At 68.1% G+C, this 17068-nt stretch carries 13 protein-coding genes and 1 pseudogene; 6 read left to right on the forward strand and 8 right to left on the reverse strand.

The window, feature by feature from the left end:
* Position 1 precedes the first annotated feature (1 nt).
* Positions 2-1597, reverse strand: a complete 1596-nt coding sequence (locus ACIA75_RS18080) for an ABC transporter substrate-binding protein (protein ID WP_397105153.1) — start codon at positions 1595-1597, stop codon at positions 2-4.
* A 328-nt stretch (positions 1598-1925) separates the two neighbouring features.
* On the opposite strand from ACIA75_RS18080, the gene ACIA75_RS18085 reads away from it, so the two are divergent.
* The 3 genes from ACIA75_RS18085 to ACIA75_RS18095 all read left to right on the forward strand — a co-directional run bounded on the left by ACIA75_RS18085 (position 1926) and on the right by ACIA75_RS18095 (position 4946).
* Positions 1926-2909 (forward strand): TauD/TfdA dioxygenase family protein, encoded by a 984-nt coding sequence (locus ACIA75_RS18085; protein ID WP_397105155.1) that lies wholly within the window; start codon positions 1926-1928, stop codon positions 2907-2909.
* Between the two features lie 119 nt (positions 2910-3028).
* Positions 3029-3820 carry an adenylate/guanylate cyclase domain-containing protein gene (locus ACIA75_RS18090; RefSeq protein WP_397105157.1) on the forward strand — a complete coding sequence of 264 codons (792 nt, stop codon included), beginning with the start codon at positions 3029-3031 and terminating at the stop codon, positions 3818-3820.
* A 61-nt stretch (positions 3821-3881) separates the two neighbouring features.
* Positions 3882-4946 carry a hypothetical protein gene (locus ACIA75_RS18095; protein ID WP_397105159.1) on the forward strand — a complete coding sequence of 355 codons (1065 nt, stop codon included), beginning with the start codon at positions 3882-3884 and terminating at the stop codon, positions 4944-4946.
* A 43-nt stretch (positions 4947-4989) separates the two neighbouring features.
* On the opposite strand, the gene ACIA75_RS18100 is transcribed toward ACIA75_RS18095, so the two are convergent.
* Positions 4990-5682, reverse strand: a complete 693-nt coding sequence (locus ACIA75_RS18100; protein ID WP_397105397.1) for a GTP pyrophosphokinase family protein — start codon at positions 5680-5682, stop codon at positions 4990-4992.
* A gap of 301 nt (positions 5683-5983) precedes the next feature.
* Positions 5984-8239, reverse strand: a complete 2256-nt coding sequence (locus ACIA75_RS18105) for an MMPL family transporter (RefSeq protein ID WP_397105161.1) — start codon at positions 8237-8239, stop codon at positions 5984-5986.
* A 177-nt stretch (positions 8240-8416) separates the two neighbouring features.
* Between ACIA75_RS18105 and ACIA75_RS18110 the strand changes: the two genes are divergently transcribed.
* Complete coding sequence (locus ACIA75_RS18110) at positions 8417-9022, forward strand: TetR/AcrR family transcriptional regulator (RefSeq protein ID WP_397105163.1); 606 nt, start codon at positions 8417-8419, stop codon at positions 9020-9022.
* An 18-nt stretch (positions 9023-9040) separates the two neighbouring features.
* Here the strand turns inward: ACIA75_RS18110 and ACIA75_RS18115 are convergent, their stop codons facing one another.
* From ACIA75_RS18115 to ACIA75_RS18130, 4 genes are all read right to left on the reverse strand, one after another.
* Positions 9041-9703, reverse strand: a complete 663-nt coding sequence (locus ACIA75_RS18115) for an STAS domain-containing protein (protein WP_397105164.1) — start codon at positions 9701-9703, stop codon at positions 9041-9043.
* A gap of 130 nt (positions 9704-9833) precedes the next feature.
* Positions 9834-10136, reverse strand: a complete 303-nt coding sequence (locus ACIA75_RS18120) for a hypothetical protein (protein WP_397105166.1) — start codon at positions 10134-10136, stop codon at positions 9834-9836.
* A 711-nt stretch (positions 10137-10847) separates the two neighbouring features.
* The gene (locus ACIA75_RS18125; protein WP_397105168.1) at positions 10848-11552 is read right to left on the reverse strand and encodes a PAS and ANTAR domain-containing protein; all 705 of its coding nucleotides are present in this window, start codon (positions 11550-11552) and stop codon (positions 10848-10850) included.
* Positions 11553-11657: 105 nt separating this feature from the next.
* The gene (locus ACIA75_RS18130) at positions 11658-11948 is read right to left on the reverse strand and encodes a hypothetical protein (protein WP_397105170.1); all 291 of its coding nucleotides are present in this window, start codon (positions 11946-11948) and stop codon (positions 11658-11660) included.
* Here ACIA75_RS18130 and ACIA75_RS18135 point away from each other — a divergent pair.
* Both ACIA75_RS18135 and ACIA75_RS18140 read left to right on the forward strand, forming a co-directional pair.
* On the forward strand, positions 11939-13471 hold the full coding sequence (locus ACIA75_RS18135; protein ID WP_397105172.1) for an FAD-dependent oxidoreductase: 1533 nt from the start codon (positions 11939-11941) through the stop codon (positions 13469-13471). The genes ACIA75_RS18130 and ACIA75_RS18135 overlap by 10 nt on opposite strands.
* Before the next feature lie 362 nt (positions 13472-13833).
* A complete protein-coding gene (locus tag ACIA75_RS18140; RefSeq protein WP_397105174.1) occupies positions 13834-14943 on the forward strand; it encodes a hypothetical protein in 1110 nt (369 codons plus the stop codon).
* 9 nt (positions 14944-14952) lie between these two features.
* On the opposite strand, the pseudogene ACIA75_RS18145 reads toward ACIA75_RS18140, so the two are convergent.
* Positions 14953-17036 (reverse strand): annotated as a pseudogene (locus tag ACIA75_RS18145) (xanthine dehydrogenase family protein molybdopterin-binding subunit).
* Positions 17037-17068 lie beyond the last annotated feature (32 nt).

Genomic DNA, 17068 nt, shown 5'->3' on the forward strand with positions numbered 1-17068 from the left:
GTTATGACCTCCCCTCGGGATCGGTCAGGCTGGTCTTCGCGAAGTGCAGCTGGACGCGGCGGTCCCAGCCCACATCGCGGACACCGGGGGCACTGGTGACACGCGGGATCACGACACCGAGCTCGATGAGGAACAGATCCTCGAGCCAGACCTTGTCGAGGCGGCGGTAGGCGGCAATGGCCTCCGGAGACGCCGGATCCGCTGTCTTCCACGCGGTCTCGGCCGCATCCGCGTATTCCGGACTGATGAAGTTCGATGCGTTCTTCGCCGCGTTGAACGGGTATGCCGACACCGCCAGCGTGGACGGTGTGTACTGGGCGAAGGCGTGTTCCAGGATCCACAGGCCCTTGAAGGTGCCGCCGATCAGCTTGGCCGAATGGGCCGTCTTGTCGTTGGGGACCAGGTTCACGGTGAGCCCGATATCCGCGAGGTTGGACTGCACGATCTCGGCAACGATGCGTGAGGTGTCGCCCGTGGTCCCGTAGTCCAGGTCGATCGGCGGTAGCGGACCGACCTCGGCGAGGATCTTCTTCGCGCGATCGACGTCGCGCGTATAGGTGGTGTTCGCCTGCGCGTCGTAGGCGGGAGAGGTCTTGGGCCACGGCACATTGATCGGGTATCCGGAGCCCCGGAATACGTCGTCGATGATCCGCTCGCGGTCGACGGCGAAGGCGATGGCACGACGGATCCGGACATCGGCGAGAACCGGGTTGGCGACGTTGACGCCGACGTACTGCTGGGCCTCCGCGCCGGTCAGCGGAATATCCACGAAACCGTAACGGCGCGTGGCGATCTGCTGATCGTTGTTGCTGAGGCCGTCCACCACGTCGAGCTGGCCGGTGCGCAGCCGCGTGTACAGCGACTTCGGGTCGCTCGCGATCACGAAAGTGACGGCATCCAGGGGCGGCGGACCGCCCCAGTAGTCGTCGTTCCGGACGATCCGCACCGACGAGTTCGGTGTCCACGAATCGAACCTGAACGGACCGGTGCCGATGAACTTCTTGCCGGCCTTCAACTCGTCGAGGCTCTCGGCGTCCAGGATCGGGGCCGAGTCGAGGAGGTCGAAGATATTGCCGAGCGGATGCTTCAACGACAGGACCACGCGATGTGGATCGCCGATATCGTAGTCCGTGATCGCGGCCGCGGTCCGCTTGAACTGCGGGGCCCAGGGTCCGTCGAGATAGGCGAGGAGCGAGCTCTTCACATCCGCCGAGGTGAACGGGCGACCGCTGTGGAACGTCACGTCGTTGCGCAACTTCAGGTCGAGAGTCCTCCCGTCGGGTGAGAGCGTCCACGAAGTGGCGAGCGACGGACCGGGACGGGGATCCGGAGACTTCGGGTCGACGGTGATCAACGTGTCGAAAACGTTCGACAGCACATGGCCGTTGAGCCCGTGGTTGGCAATCTGAATGAATGTCTTCGGAGACAGATCTCCGAGTACACCGACGCGGAGATCGCCGCCGCGCACGACCGGACCCGCCGGCGTGGCCGAGTCCTGCTGTGCATCGACTGCGCTACGGCAGGCGCTCAGTCCGATGACGGCGACGAGCGTCAGGACGAGCATCCCGCGCCTTCGGGAGCGTAGATGTCGAAACATGGGATCGGCTGCTTTCTGCGGTCGAGAACGTCGCGGGCTCAGCGACGCTCCTGGGATGATTCGTCAATCCGGCGTTTCTGTAACCGGTTGGATTCAGCATGGATCTAATCGTTTGCTACTCGGCCTTCGACGCGGATCTTTGCCGAGCCGGGGAAAACTCCTCTGCCACAACGCCCGTGCGGCCGATCCGGCGGCCTGAACGGCATTTCGCTCAGCGTGAGTGGATACCTCGGCCGGAGCCACCGATGGTGTTTACATGATCAGCTGTGAATTCCCGGCCGGGATGCAGGGACGAACAATCACCTGAACTCGATAAAAGGACTTACCGATGACCGTCACCCCCATTGAGAACCACGCCGATCGTGATCAGGCCGCGCAGGAGGTCTACCGGGCTGCCGGGATCACCGTCGACAAGCTCGGCGAATACATCGGTGCCCGTATCGGCAACGTGCAGCTCGGTGGCGATCTTCCGGCCGAACAGGTCGAGGCGATCCGCCTCGCTCTCGCGGTGAACAAGGTGGTGGTCTTCACCGGACAGGATCACCTCGACGACGACAGCCAGTACGCCTTCGCCGAACTCCTGGGGGAGCCGACCCTGCCGCACCCGACGGTCACCTCGCGCGGCACGCAGCTGCTCACGATCGAGGGCGCCGCGAACAGCTGGCACACCGATGTCTCGTTCGTCGACCGCATACCCAAGGCGTCGATCCTGCGTGCGGTGACGCTTCCCACCTGGGGCGGTGCCACGACCTGGGCATCGACGGTCGCGGCCTACGAACAACTGCCGGTACCGCTCCGGGCGCTGGTCGACAACCTGTGGGCGACGCACTCGAACTTCTACGATTACGTGACCTCCAACTACGGCGAAGACGCGAAGGCGCAGGCGCGCCGCGCGGCGCATCAGAAGGAGTTCACCAGTACGGAATACCAGACCCTCCATCCGGTGGTTCGCGTGCACCCGGAAACCGGGGAGCGGAGCCTGCTGCTCGGTCACTTCGTCAAGGAGTTCTCCGGCTTGAAGTCGGCCGAGTTCGCCCCGCTGTACCAGCTCCTTCAGGCCCGTATCACCAAGCTGGAGAACACTTTCCGCTGGAACTGGAGTCTCGGCGACGTCGCGATCTGGGACAACCGTGCGACCCAGCATTACGGTATAGCCGATTTCGGTGTTCAGGAGCGGAAACTGCACCGCATCACCCTGGCCGGCGACCTTCCGGTGAGCATCACCGGGGAGACCGGCCGCATCATCACCGGGGACGCGTCCCACTACTCGGGCATCGAGCAGCCGTCGAAGCTGGACCTCTACGCGGCCTGATCCATGGTCCGGTAATGGTTGAGGGCGGGCTCACTCCCGCCCTCAACTGCTGCTCGGCTCCGAGACGCTCTAGAGTCGGACTCGCTGTTGTCGGCGACTACCTTCGGCGGGTCCCTGTGATGATCGAAATCGTGGTGACGCTGATCGCCGTGCTGGAAGCCGCCGGACTGGTTGTGCTCTGGCTGTTGCTGGTCCGCGCGCGGCGTGATCTCGAGGAACTACAGCGCCGTGTCGATACCCGGCAGTCGCTGATGAACGGTGGACGCGAGGCCGTGAAAACGGTGTGGGGCGCCGCAAGCCTGCTGCGTAAGAAGGGGTTTCGTGGGGCAGTCCTGACCTCGATCGAGGATCTGGCCGGGTGGGCGCAGGTGGAACGACCGGATCTGGCCCAGCTCACGTCCGCCGGCCATGTCGCGATCGCGTTCTCCGATATCGAAGGATCCACCGCCCTCAACGAACGGCTCGGTGACCGCGCCTGGGTGAAACTGCTGGGCCGCCACGAGCGGCTGGTCGGCAAGTTCGTCACCGCGCACGGTGGACATATCGTGAAGAGCCAGGGAGATGGCTTCATGATCGCGTTCGCCGAGGCCGAGCAGGCGGTGCGCTGCGGTTTGGACGTGCAGGACGCACTCGGCGACAGTGCCGGATCCCTGGGCCGCGAACGTGTCCGGGTCCGAATCGGGATCCATATGGGCAGGTCGGTTCGCCGCGGTGACGATCTGTTCGGGCGGAATGTGGCCATGGCTGCCCGGGTGGCCGGCCAGGCGGACGGCGGGGAGGTCCTGCTCAGTGCGGAAGTGCGGGATGCCGTCGCCGATGAGCCGGGTATCGCGGTCACCGGTGCCCGGGAAGTCGAACTGAAAGGCTTTCACGGCGCGCATCACCTGTATACGGTCGAGCGGGTGCGCTGAAAACGCCGGCGAGAGTGCCGGTCCGGGCGACAGCCCGAACACAACGACGGAAGGAATCACTGTGGTCACCGTCCTCGGAAGTGGTATCGCCGGAACCGCCCTGGCCGGGGCGCTGGCCGGTGCCGGGCGCCCGGTCACGGTGTACGAACAGCGCGACGGCGGGGGCGGCGGGGCTTTCCTGATCCTCGACGGCCGAGGGCACCGCGGACTGATCGACCTCGGGGTGCCGGAGCACGAATTGCACGGTGCGTCCTACGCGCTCGACGAATTGCGGTACACCCCGGATGACGGTGTCACCCGGCGGCGCCCGAACGAGGGGCACCGGTTCTGGCTGCGCAGCGATCTGATGCGGGTTCTGAACCGGTGGGCGGTCGAGGCGGGAGCCGAGATCCGTTATGGCGAACCGGTTTCCGAGGTGCTGGTACATCCCACGGACGGCACCACGCTCCGCTTCGGCGACAGCGTGGTGACCACCCGCGAATTGGTGATCGGCGCGGACGGTATCGATTCGGTGGCACGGGCCGGGATCGAACCGGACCGGATCACGGAATACGCGGGCGACGTGGTGGTCTACGGGATGACGGAACGCGCGGTGGAGTGCCCCACGGATCCATTCGTCCTGCATTTCGACGCGGCATCCGCTTCCGGCACCCGCCCGGCGGCCACCGTCGGGCATATCTGGCGACCCGGGGCCACCGCGGCGCTGTGGTTTCTGCGGATCACCCGGGAGCCGTTGCCGGCCGCGGAGACCGGAATCCTGCCCGTCGGCGGCTGGGCCGAAGCAGTGGTGGCGGCTGCGCCGGGACAGGTCCGTGAATTGACCGCGGCGCTGGTGGCCGCGACCGATCAGGTGCATGTTTCCAACGCGCGCAATGTTCCGCTCGCGCCGGCGGCCGCGCCCGCCCTGCCGGTGGTGCTGGTCGGTGACGCCGACCATGCCATCACGCCCGCGGCGGGTGTCGGGGCCCGGGAAGGTATCGAGGATGTGGTGGCCGTGTACGGGGCGATTGCCGCCGGCGGGTCGCTCGCCGAAGCCATGTCGGCTCGCCGGCGCACGATAGCGGAGGAGCGCGACCGGGTGGCCCGCCGGATGCGGGGCGCCGTGGCGTCCGGCCCGGCGTCGTAGCGCCGGATCCGCATCGGAGGCCAGTGCAGATCGGTTGGCGACGCTATCGGGCGTGCTTCCACAGGTACCGGAGAACCTCGTCGTCGATATCGGTCTGCGGTCCGGTGTTTCTGCCGTCCGCACCGTGGACCTCGGTGTGCAGGCGTTCCATCCGGCGGTCGAGTTCGGCGGCGGTGGCCGCGGCGTCGGTCAGGTCGTCGACGAGCTGCTGGGGGAGGGCGCCGTCGTATTTGTAGAAGATCTTGTGTTCGAGACTGGCCCAGAAATCCATGGCGACGGTGCGTACCTGTAGTTCGACGGTGACGTCCACCGGCCCGGTCGACAGGAACACCGGGATCTGCAGCAGGGCGTGCAGGCTTTTGTAGCCGTTGGGTTTGGGATCGGCGATGTAGTCCTTGACGGTCAGGACCCGGACATCGTCCTGTGAGGTGAGCGCCTCGAGCACCTGGTAGGTGTCGGTGATGAAGCTGCAGGTGATCCGCACGCCGGCGATATCGGTGATGTGCTCGCGCAGCTCGGGCAGCTCAGGGCGGATGTCCTTGCGTATCGCCTTCTGCAGGATGCTGGTGGGCGATTTCACCCGGGATGTGACATGTTCGATCGGGTTGTAGTGGTGCAGGTGCAGGAACTCTTCCCGCAGGATCGTGACCTTCGTGAGGATTTCCTGCACGGCGAACCGGTACTCCATGACGAAGCGGGTCATGTCATCCCGCATCCGGGACATGAAGCCGATCATCGCCGTGTCGCCGGATTCGTGCCGGTCGTGGCTCCGCGCACTGTCTTCTGCCACCGTGTCGACCTTTCGCGTTCGCTCGCAAACCGGAACCGGCCGGGTCCCGGGGGAGGACTCGTGCCGAAAGACAACACACTCCCCGCGTCGACGCTACGCGGCGGGTCCTTCGGCTATCGGCCGGCACCGCCGTCGCTGTCGTGGCCGGCTCCTCGGGTAGCCGCGTCACGCTGGGCCCGGCCGCTCGATCGGCAGCGGAGAGCTGGACCGGCCCGCGGTCCGGCTCTCCGCCGGCGGTCCTGGCCGGTCAGCTCCCGGCCAGGACCCGATCCTCGCCGGTGTCGACACGATGGCCGTCGAGCCGCTTGCTGAGCCCTTCGCCTTCGATATCGAAGGAGGGCACCAGCGGAGCCAGCCATTTCGGCATCCACCAGATCCGCTCGCCCACGATCAGCATGAACGCGGGAACGATGAGCATCCGGACCAGGAACGCATCCGCCAGGACACCCACCGCGAGGGCGAAGCCGATGGATTTCAGGATGACGTCGTCGACCAGAGCGAATCCGGCGAAGACGCCGATCATGATGATCGCGGCGGCCACCACCACGCGGGCACTGTGCGCGAACCCGTCGATGACGGCTTGTCGCGCGGGGGTCCCGTGGACGTAGGCCTCGCGCATCCGGGTGACGAGGAAGACCTCGTAGTCCATGGCGAGACCGAACAGGATGCCGGTCAGCAGGATCGGCAGGATGAACAGCACCGGGCTGGTGGTGTCCAGGCCGATGAGCTGGTTCAGCCAGCCCCACTGGAAGACCGCCACGGTAGCGCCGAGGGAGACCCCGACCGAGAGCAGGAAGCCGAGCGCCGCCTTGATCGGGACCCAGACCGAACGGAACACCGCGATCAGCAGGAAGACCGCCAGCCCCACCACCACGGCGAGGTAGAGCGGGAACACTTCGGTCAGCTTGTTGGCGATATCGACCCCCACGGCGGTTTGACCGGTGACCAGGGCGCGGGCGCCGGTTTCGGCCGGGAGGTCGGCGACGGTGGTGCGGATCTCGGCGACGAGGTCCTTGGTTGCCTGGTCGGAGGGGCCGGAGGCCGGGATGACGGTGACGGTGGCGAACCGGACCGTCTCCAGCTGCTGGGCGAAGATCTGCCGGGCCTGCGGGGTATCGCTGGTGACCGCCGGGACGACGGCGGCGATATCGGAGTCCGCCCGCCCGGCCAGCGTCTGCAGGTCCTCGGTGACGGTCTGCACTGCCGCCGCGGGGTCGGTGGCGTTCGCGGTGTCGACGACCACGATGAGCGGGCCGTTGGCGCCGGCGCCGAAGTTCTCGGAGATCAGTTCGTAGGCACTGCGAGCGTCGCTGCCGGCGGGTTTGCTGGAATCGTCGGGCAGCGCGAGTTGCATGGAGGCCATCGGCAGCGCGGCCACGGCGGCGACGGCGATACCGCCGGCCAGGGCGAGCCACTTGCGCCGGGCGATGCCCTCCACCCAGCGGCGGCCATGGGTGCGGAACTCCGCGCCGCCGGACTGCTGCTTCAGGTAACGCGGCTTCCCCTTCATGACCTTGTCGCCGGCGAAACCGAGGATGGCCGGGAGCAGGGTGAGCGAGATGAGGACCGCGATCGCGACGGTGAAGGCGCCGGCGAGACCCATCTGGGTGAGGAACCCGATATTGCACACCGCCAAGCCGACCAGGGCGATGATCACGGTCGCACCGGCGAAAACGACCGCGGATCCGGCCGTGCCGACCGCCCGTCCGGCTGCCTCCTCCAGCGAACGGCCGGCGCGGACCTCGCTCTGGTAGCGGGACATGATGAACAGGGCGTAGTCGATACCCACGGCAAGACCGAGCATGGTGCCCAGGGCAGGAGTCGTCGAGCCGAGTTCGACGAATCCGGTCAGCGTGGTGATGGCGAGCATGCCGATTCCGACGCCGATGAGTGCGGTGAGCAGCGGCATACCGGCGGCCACCAGCGATCCGAAGGTGATCGCGAGGACCACCAGGGCCACCGCGACCCCGACCACCTCGGCCAGCGGCATCTCGAATTCGGTCAGCGCGTCACCGCCGATCGCGACGTTCAGGCCCGCGTCCTCCGCGTTGTGCGCGGCGGTCTCGAGCGCCGTGCGGTCGACATCGGCGAGTTCGTTGGCCGTTTTGCTGTAGCTCACCGACGCATAGCCGACTCGGCCGTCTTCGGTGAGGGTGCCGCCGGTGAAGGGATCCGTCACCGACTGCACGTTCTCGGTCGACAGTTCCCGCAGGGCCGTGGCGACCGCCGAGTTGTAGGACGGCTCGGTCAGCGAGCGGCCCGCGGGTGCCTCGAACACCAAGCGCGCGGTCGCGCCGTCCGGTGAGGCCTGCGGGCTGCGCTGCTCGATGAGCTCGAAGGCCTGCGTGGACTCGATACCGGGGAGTTCGAATTTATCGCTGGTCTTCCCGGATAACGTCGCCGCTCCGACCGCCAGCAACGCCAGCAGCACGACCCAGATCGCCGCCACCGCCTTGCGGTTCACGAACGACCAGCGGCCGAGCCGGAACAACTGCCACGCCATGTGCATGCCTCCGAGCGGTTATGTGGACCCCGTGGTCCGGTTATGCTTCAGGGTAGAAGCGTGCGGACCCGAGGGGCCACTTCGACGACGAATATGTGCAGCAACTCACCCCGGCCCCGGAATGAGACGTGGGTCTCGATCCGGCAGGGCCGGTACCGATTTCGCGGAGGCGACACCATGAGCGGCAGGACGGCATCGGCGCCGGACGACGCGCAGAACTGGGCGGGCCGGCGGGCCGATGCCCGGCAGAACCACGAACGGGTGCTGGCCGCGGCGATCGAGGTGTTCACCGAGCACGGTATCGGAGCCACCATCCCACAGGTTGCGGCCCGGGCCGGAGTCGGCAAGGCCACGGTCTACCGCAGCTACCCGACCAAATCCGACCTGGTGCAGGCACTGGCACAGTCGCATATCGAATGGTTCCAGGAGCTCACCACCGCGGCGGTTCGCGCGGCGCAGACCGATGCCTACCACGCCCTCGAGGCGCTGCTGGAGCGGATTGCCGCTCGCCTGGCCGAGGACCGGTTGATGATCGAAGTCCTGAGCGGTGTGCAGGGGCTCGGAGACGAACGACTCGAACAGCAACTGGATCAGATGCTGGCGCTGGGGCGCGCGCAGGGAAGCTTGCGCGCGGACGCCACCGGTCTGGATATCCAGGTCCTGGTCTCCGGTGTGGCGCGTGCGCTGATCGATCTCGACATCCGCGATCCCGAAGTCTGGCGCCGCTACGCGCGGCTGGCGCTCGCCGCGCTGCGCGACCCGCCCGCCCCGGCGCAACCGTGACCATGGCGCCGCGGGTTGCTACCGGCGCCCTGGTAACGACGTGGCGGCCGCGGAACCGGAGAAGCCGCCGTGGCCGGGGACGGTTTCACCGGCCCGGAAATGCGTGCGGCCCCGGATAGCGTCCCGCGCGGGCTCCGGGACGATCCGCGGGGGCTGGTACGAGCTCGGCGGGCCGGGCGTCGGTGCGGTTCGGCGGTGGAGTTGGATCGCGGTGAGGGCACCGACCACAGTTGAACGGACGTCCAGGTGTGCGGTCCGGGGATCGGCGGCGGCGATCCGGGCGATGTGCAGGCCGCGGGTGACCAGATAGATCTCGACGCCGTCCCGGCGGTAGGCACGCGCATCCTCGGCCAGGGCGGCGAGAGTGCGCAGCGAGAGGAAGTCGAGCCGGATAGCATCGATGATGACGGCGCCCCCCGCGCCCGATGCCGTATCGGCGGCCGCGCGCACCGTGCGCCGCCACAGCGGCAGCGTGAACGCGTCGGCCTCCCCGCGTGCCGTCAGCACGACAATGTCGCCGCGTCGGCCGATACGGAAGATCAGCTGGTCAGCCGGTGTCCTGGCGCGTGCGGTGGCGGGAACGGAAACGGTCGCGGAAGGGACAGCACTCGATTTCATCTGCACTCGCATCGGGTCGGGATGCCTCGCGGCATCGTCGCCGGGCCGACCCTGGGTGCTCAAGGTGAACGTGTGAGCCCGTGCTTCTGCAGCATAGGTGATGTCGAGAACTCAGCCAATGGTTCTCTTCGCGGGAGGGGACCGTCGGCTCTCGGCGCCAAACCGGGAGGTCGACGTCGGCGGCCGGGAACTCCTACGCGCCCAGCAGCCGGATCTCGGTGTTCAGTTCGGCGGCCTGCGTGGTGAGTGTGTTCTCGTCGGGTGCGGTCCCGACCCGCTCGGCCAATTCGGCACGCGTGAGAACGGTCAGACCCGGCGCATCGGCCCCCGGGTCGCTGTGGATTTCGACGCGGCCCGCCGTGAGTAGCAGCGTTGCCTGTGCGTTCTGTGTCTCGAGTAGTCGGCGTAGGTCACCGGCGGTGACCTGGGTATGCGGATCCGGCACAGCGCCGGAAGCGCTCGGTGAGTTCGCGGTACTCCGCTTTTCGGCATCCATGGGGGCCGGTTGCCCGGTGCGGCCCGAGGGAAACCTGCCCGGGCCACCCTGTACTCCAGGGGCGGGGTGGCGCCGCGTTCGTTCTCGTTGCCGGACAAGCGAGTAGCGTGGGCTTTCGAGGAGGCGATGGGAGCCTGCAGTGGACGATGCGTCATCGGACCGGCCACGTGTGCCGCGTGAGCCCGCGCGGTGGCCCGCGGCGGACTCCGATGATCAGCTTTTCCACGGGATGGGTTCCGTATGCGCGGCAGCGGTTCGGTTGACCGGTGTGGACGGCGCCGCAGCGAGGGGCATCGGCTCTGTCGCGATCTCGCGGTGCACGGGGCTGACCAGCGCTGGCCGGCCTTCACCGCCGATGCGCTGGCACTGGGCGTGCGGGCCGTCTTCGCGTTTCCGGTGCCGGGTGCGCGTCGCACCATCGGGGTTCTCGAGTTGTATCGGAGCAGCCCGGGCGGACTGGGCGTCGTCGAGGAGGAATCGGCGCGCGCCTGCGCGACGGTGGTGGGGCAAGCGTGCGGTCCGGCTGGGAACGCCGGGTCGACGCCGCCGGTGGTCTGGACCCGTTCAGGCCGCGGCGATCGTGCAGGCGCTGGAGTCCTCGCCCGCCGATCCGGGACTGGCCGCGGCCCTGCACCCGCCGGTGGATCTCGCGCCGCCCACCCATATCGACTGACGAACCACTCTCCGGCGTGGTTCACGGGGTGCGACGGCTCAGCGCGGCGAGTGCTCGCCCTCCGTCCGGCTGGTAGCGAGACTCTCGTGCGCGGTCAGCAGGATGTGGTCGAGCTGGGTGCGGAGCCGGACCTCGTTCCCGGCGATCCCCGGTAGTTCCGCGATCACCCGCTCGGCGATCAGGCGCAGCTTGATATTGGTCTCCTGGGAACGCCAGCGTAGAACGTGGAACGCTTGATCGGCGTTGATGCCGTAGGCGAGCATCAGCGCACCCTTCGCCTGTTCGATGACGACGCGGGAGTCCAGCAGCCGCGGCAGCGTGTCGTCGAGGGCCTCGCGGCGGTATTCGGCCGCGGTGGCGGACAGGTCGATGTAGAAGCCCTCCGTACCGATCTTCTCGCCGTGCTCGTCGTACATGGGCTCGGACACCACGAGGATCTCGCGGACGTGTCCGGCCGTATCGATGATGCGGTGCCGGCTGGAGAACGGGCCGCCGTCCTCGACGGAGTCGATGAGAGCTTTGAGCCGGTCGCGGTCCTCGGGATGCTTGTGCGACATGAGCAGCTCGGTAGTGGGCTGCACGCTCGCCGGGTGGCCGTGCATGCGCGCCACCTCGGGCGACCATTCCCAGGTGCGGGTGGCGAACAGATAGTGGAAGCGGCCCACCTCGAGGGGGTCGCCCACTCCGACGACCTTCTCGACCAGGTCGTATTCGGTTGCGGGCAGTTCCTCCTGAGGGTCCATGGCATTGATTATTCCCCGGATGGTTCCGGAGTGCCGGATCACCATCGAGACGGCCCTCCAGGAGGCTGTGGCCCCCGGACGGACGCGCCTGCCCGCTGAAAGCGGTCAATCCATACCGCTCGAGCCGCGCGGCGTCGATTCGTCGGTTTCGATGACTTCGCCCACGGGATGCTCGTCGGCGTGCGTGGGCTCCGCGTGCTCCTCGGCGAAATCCGGTTCGTCCTCGAGGTCGGCCGCTGTCCTCGGGTCGGGGTTCGGTGTGTTCATGTCCGGCCGGGTACCCAGGCCGGACGCGGCGACACAGGCCCGGGCCTGCGGGATATGCCAGGGTCCGGAGCGTTGTCCCGGCCGGGTGTCGACCGGGTAGCCGGGGGTATTCGGGCGCCATGAATTCACCGACCGGAGTGGCCGAGTCCTATTGGATGCATTCGACCGGGCGGACCTCGTATCCGCGCCTGGACGACGATATCGAGGTTGATGTGGCTGTGATCGGCGGCGGAGTGGCGGGGATCTGCAGTGCCTGGGAGATCGCCCGGACCGGCCGGTCGGTGACCGTGCTCGAGGCGGACCGGATCGTCAGCGGCACCACCGGCTACACCACCGCGAAGGTCAGTGCGCAGCACACGCTGGTCTACGACACGCTCGAGTCGTCGTTCGATGCGGAGACGGCCCGGCTGTACGCCCGCTCCCAGCAGGACGCCGTGGAGCATCTGGTGCACACCGCCACGGAACTGGGCATCGACTGCGAGCTGGAGCGGGCTCCGGCGTTCACCTACGTGACAGCGGAGGAGGAGGCCGGCCGGATCCGCGCCGAAGTCGACGCCGCGGCAAAGGCGGGGCTGCCGGCCTCCCTGGTCACCGAGACCGGCCTGCCGTTCCCGGTGGCGGCCGCGATCCGGGTGGCCGACCAGGTCCAGTTCCATCCGCGGCGATACCTGCTCGGACTGGCCGAGGACCTGATCCGGCGTGGCGACCGGATCTTCGAACGCACCCGGGTGCTCGGCCTGGACGAGGGTGACCCCTGCCGGTTGTCCACCGAACACGGCCACACCGTCCGCGCTCGCGACGTGGTGATCGCCACGCACTATCCGGTGTTCGACCGGGCACTGCTGTTCACCCGGCTGCAACCGCGTCGCGAACTGGCCGTCGCGGGCCCGCTGAGTCCCGACGCCGACCCCGCCGGTATGTACATCACCCCGGAGCAGAACACCCGTTCTGTGCGTACCGCTCCGTACGGTGACGGGCGCAGACTGCTCATCGTCACCGGCGAACATCTGCGGCCCGGCACTGTTTCGACGGTGGACCGGTTCGACCGGCTCGCCGCCTGGGCGCGGGATCACTTCCCGGTGGACTCGGTCGACTACCACTGGGGCGCGCAGGACAATACGACCTCCGACGATCTGCCGTATATCGGTCGTTTCCATCCGGGTGCCCGGCATGTCTATGTATCGACCGGATTCGGCGGTTGGGGTATGTCCCACGGAATCATGGGCGGCCGTCTCCTGGCCGCCGAACTGGCCGGCGATCCGTTGCCCTGGGCGCGGATCTACGATCCGCGCCGGCTACATCCCGTCGTCGAGGCCGGGAGCCTGCTGAAATCCGGACTGGAGGTCGGCCGCCACCTCATCGGTGACCGCCTCGCGCCCGGCTCCTTCGTCGATTCCGCCGATGATCTCGCCCCGGGCAGTGGCGCCGTGATGCGGAGATCGGGCCGGCGCAGTGCGGTCTACCGGGACAGCGCAGGTCGCTTGCACGCCGTGTCGGCTGTCTGCACCCATCTCGGTTGCCTGGTTGCGTTCAACGATGCCGAAACCAGCTGGGACTGCCCGTGTCACGGGTCGCGTTTCGCTATCGACGGCGCTGTGCTGGAGGGCCCGGCCACTACACCGCTTCGCCCGATCGAGACGGACGAGGAATGAGGGCCGAGTCAGCCCGGTGCCGGCGCGGAGGCGACCGACCCGACCGTGCTGGGCTCGACGGTGAACTCGAGCCCGTAGTTGTTCAGCGTTGCAGGTAGCGGTTCGCCGGGGAGAGGCGCGGATGCGAGCAGCGCGGCCGAGGGGCGTGCTGTCCCCGAAGGCCGCAACCTTCTCCGACCCGCCGCGACGGGCGGGTACCGCGCCGCGACGGCGGCGTGGACGCCCACCGGATTGCCCGCCGGCCTGAGATCGAAACCGGGACGGGTGATCGAATCACCGGCGTTTAGCGACCGGGAGTCGGGGAAGGGCCTCTTCCGAGGCCGTTTTCGGGCCTCTGACCGGAAAGGAGGCGGGAGGGCGTCGTGACAGAGCAGAACGAATCGGGCACGGTTGTCGTCGGCGTGGTGGCGGATCCGGACCTGCCCGCCCGCCTCGCCCGCGACCTCGCCGAGACCCTGCCCGCGGTATGTGCCCGCCGCGGCGACCGGACACAGTGGCGGGTAGAGGTTTTCGATGATCCGTTCGAAGCGATGTATCCCGATCTGGAGTTTCTGATCGACAAGGCCGGACGACATGTCCGGGACACCTCCTGGGATCTGGCGTTGTGCTTGACCGATCTGCCGATGCGCACCGACGGCCGGATCCTGCTGGCGTCCGTGGACCCGCGGCACCGGGTCGGGCTGATCTCGCTGCCGGCGTTGGGCGGTGTGCGATTGCGGCATCGATTGCGGGAGTCGGCGGCGGGGATCGTCGCCGCATTGCACCGCGGCGCGGCTACGGCAGCGGAGCGGCCGGCCGCCGATGCGGGAGCGGGAGTTCCGTTGCGCGGTATCCGGACAGTCGACGAGGACGACGGTGGTGTCCTGGTCTCCCGCGGGACGCGCAGCGGGTTCTCCGGTTTACTTGCCGGCATGGTGCGGGCGAATCGGCCGTGGCGGTTGTTCATCGGATTGTCCTCGGCCCTCGCCGGTGCGCTGGCCGGTACCGCGTTCGGCGTCCTGTACTCGACGATCTGGCAGTTGGCGACGGCGATGGGCCCGGCGCGGCTCGCGGGGGCCGCCGTCGTGGCGATGGCCGCACTGTCGGTCTGGATCATCGTGGGCCACGGGTTGTGGGAGCGGACAACGTCGGATGAGGCCGTATCCCGCCGCGACGTCCGGCTCCGCAATGCCGGAACAGTGGTCACCGTCGCCATCGGCGCGGTGGTCTTTTTCGGGGCGTTGTTCCTCCTCACGCTTGCGGCGGCGGGCCTGATCGTCCCGCCCGCGTATCTCGCGACCGTGCTCGGCGGCCCGGTGCATATCGGCGACTACCTGACCATTGCGGTGATGGCGACCGCGCTGGGCACGGTGGCCGGCGCTGTCGGGTCCGGACTCGAGGACGATCTCAGTGTGCGCAAGGCGACCTACGGATATCGCGAGCGGGAACGCCGCGAATGGGCCGCGCGGCAGAACGACCCGGGACGGTCCTGACGCACCGGGTCACCGCAGCACGGTATCGGCGGTGATCGGCAGATCGCGCGCGCGCACACCTGTCGCGTGATGGACCGCGTTGGCCACTGCCGCGGCCGCGCCGACTATGCCGATCTCGCCCGCGCCTTTCGATCCCATCGGGTTGGCGTGCTCGTCCACCTCGTCCAGCCAGACGGCGTCGATGTCCTGCACGTCGGCGTGTGCGCTGATGTGGTAGGTGGCGAGGTCCTGGGTGACGATATGGCCGAACCGGTGATCGCGCACGCTCTCTTCGTGCAGGGCTCCGGACACGCCCATCGTCATTCCGCCGATCAGCTGCGAGCGGAGGGTGCGGGGATTGATGACGCGCCCGATCGAGAACACACCCAGCATCCGGGGGACGCGGATCTCCCCCGTGTCCACATGCACTCGGGCTTCGACGAACTGGGCGCCGAAGGAGTGCAATGCGAACGTCTCGGCGTCCGGATTCTCCGGCGCCTGTGCGCGGGTACGGGCCCCGGTGGCCGGGGCCGCGCCGTGTTCCTGCCGGAAGGCACGGGCGGCGGCGACGATCGCCGAACCCCACGACGTGATTCCGGAGGATCCGCCGGCCACCGTCGCTTCCGGCAGATCGGTATCGCCGATACGCAGCCGCACCGAGTCCGGGTGGCAACCGAGTGCGTCGGCCGCGATCTGGGTCAACGCTGTCCAGGTGCCCGTGCCGATATCGGCCGCCCCGATATCGACGGTATAGCGGTCGTCGGTCCCGTATTCGACCTGCGCGGTGTTCCCCGGCATCGCCATCGCCGGGTAGGTGGCCGCCGCGACTCCCGTCCCGATCAGCCAGTCACCGTCCCGGTGGGTGCGCGGGGTGGGATTCCGTCCGGCCCAGCCGAAACGCTCGGCGCCCGTGCGGAGACACTCGACGAGATGCCGTCCGGACCAGGGCTTACCGGTTTCCGGTTCGTTGCGGATCCGCAATTCGATCGGGTCGATCGCACAGGCCGTGGCGAGTTCGTCCATGGCCGATTCGGCGGCGTACATGCCGGGGCATTCACCGGGAGCCCGCATCCAGAACGGCACCGGTACGTCCAGGGCCGCCAGGCGGTGGGAGGTCCGGCGATTCGGCGCGGCATACATCATCCGGCTGGCGACCGCGGTCTGCTCGGCGAATTCCTTGACCCGGGAGGTGGTCTCGACAACTTCATGGGACAGCGCGGTCAGTCTGCCGCCGGAATCGGCACCCAGCCGGATCCGCTGGACGGTCGGCGTCCGGTAGCCGACCAGGGAGAACATCTGCCGGCGGGTGAGCGCGAATTTCACGGGTCGTCCGCCGCTGCACTGCGCCGCCATCAGGGCGAGCACATTGTGCGCGTGCGGTGCTCCCTTGGCGCCGAACCCGCCACCGACATGCGGCGCCACCACACGCAGTTGCGCGGGGTCAAGCCCGAAGAGTGGCGCGAGCGTCGTGCGGACGGTGTGGACGCCCTGGGTGGAATCGTAGAGTGTTACCTCCGGACGCCCGGAAAACTGTCCCACACCGCGATACACGCGTGCGGTTCCATCGGATTGTTGTGTTCGGTCGGCGTCGTGTAGGTCCGGTCGATCGATACGGCCGCCGCGGTGAGCGCCGCGTCGACCTCACCGTCCTCGGTATCGGTGGGGAAGGTGGGGTTCACCTGGTCGGGCGCGTAGAGGTCGGGATCGTCGGGACGCAGCTCGGTGTGATGGGGTTCCTCGACATAGTCGACGCGAACCAGACCCGCCGCGTGTCGCGCGATTTCGGCACTGTCGGCCAGTACCGCCCCGATCAGTTGCCCGCGGAAATGCACGCGGTCGTCCTGCAGGATGCTCAGTTCGCCGTCGGAGGTGTCCGTCAGTTCGGGAGCGTCGAATACGGTCAGCACCGTAACCACGCCGCCGAGGGCGGTGGCAGCGGCGGTGTCCATGGCGCGGACCCGGCCCCGGGCCGTGGTGGCCTGTACCGGATACAGGTAGACCGGGTGGTCCACAGGGTGCTCGACTGCGTACGGCGCGGTACCGGTGACCTTGGCGTGCCCGTCCAGCCGGGTCAGCGGCGTGCCGATCGACTTCGCCGGAACAGTCCGGCGCAAGCCGGCGTCGGCGTGCTGGCTGTCACAGGTGA

Source organism: Nocardia sp. NPDC051750 (assembly GCF_044453135.1).
In the GTDB taxonomy this organism is placed as follows: domain Bacteria; phylum Actinomycetota; class Actinomycetes; order Mycobacteriales; family Mycobacteriaceae; genus Nocardia.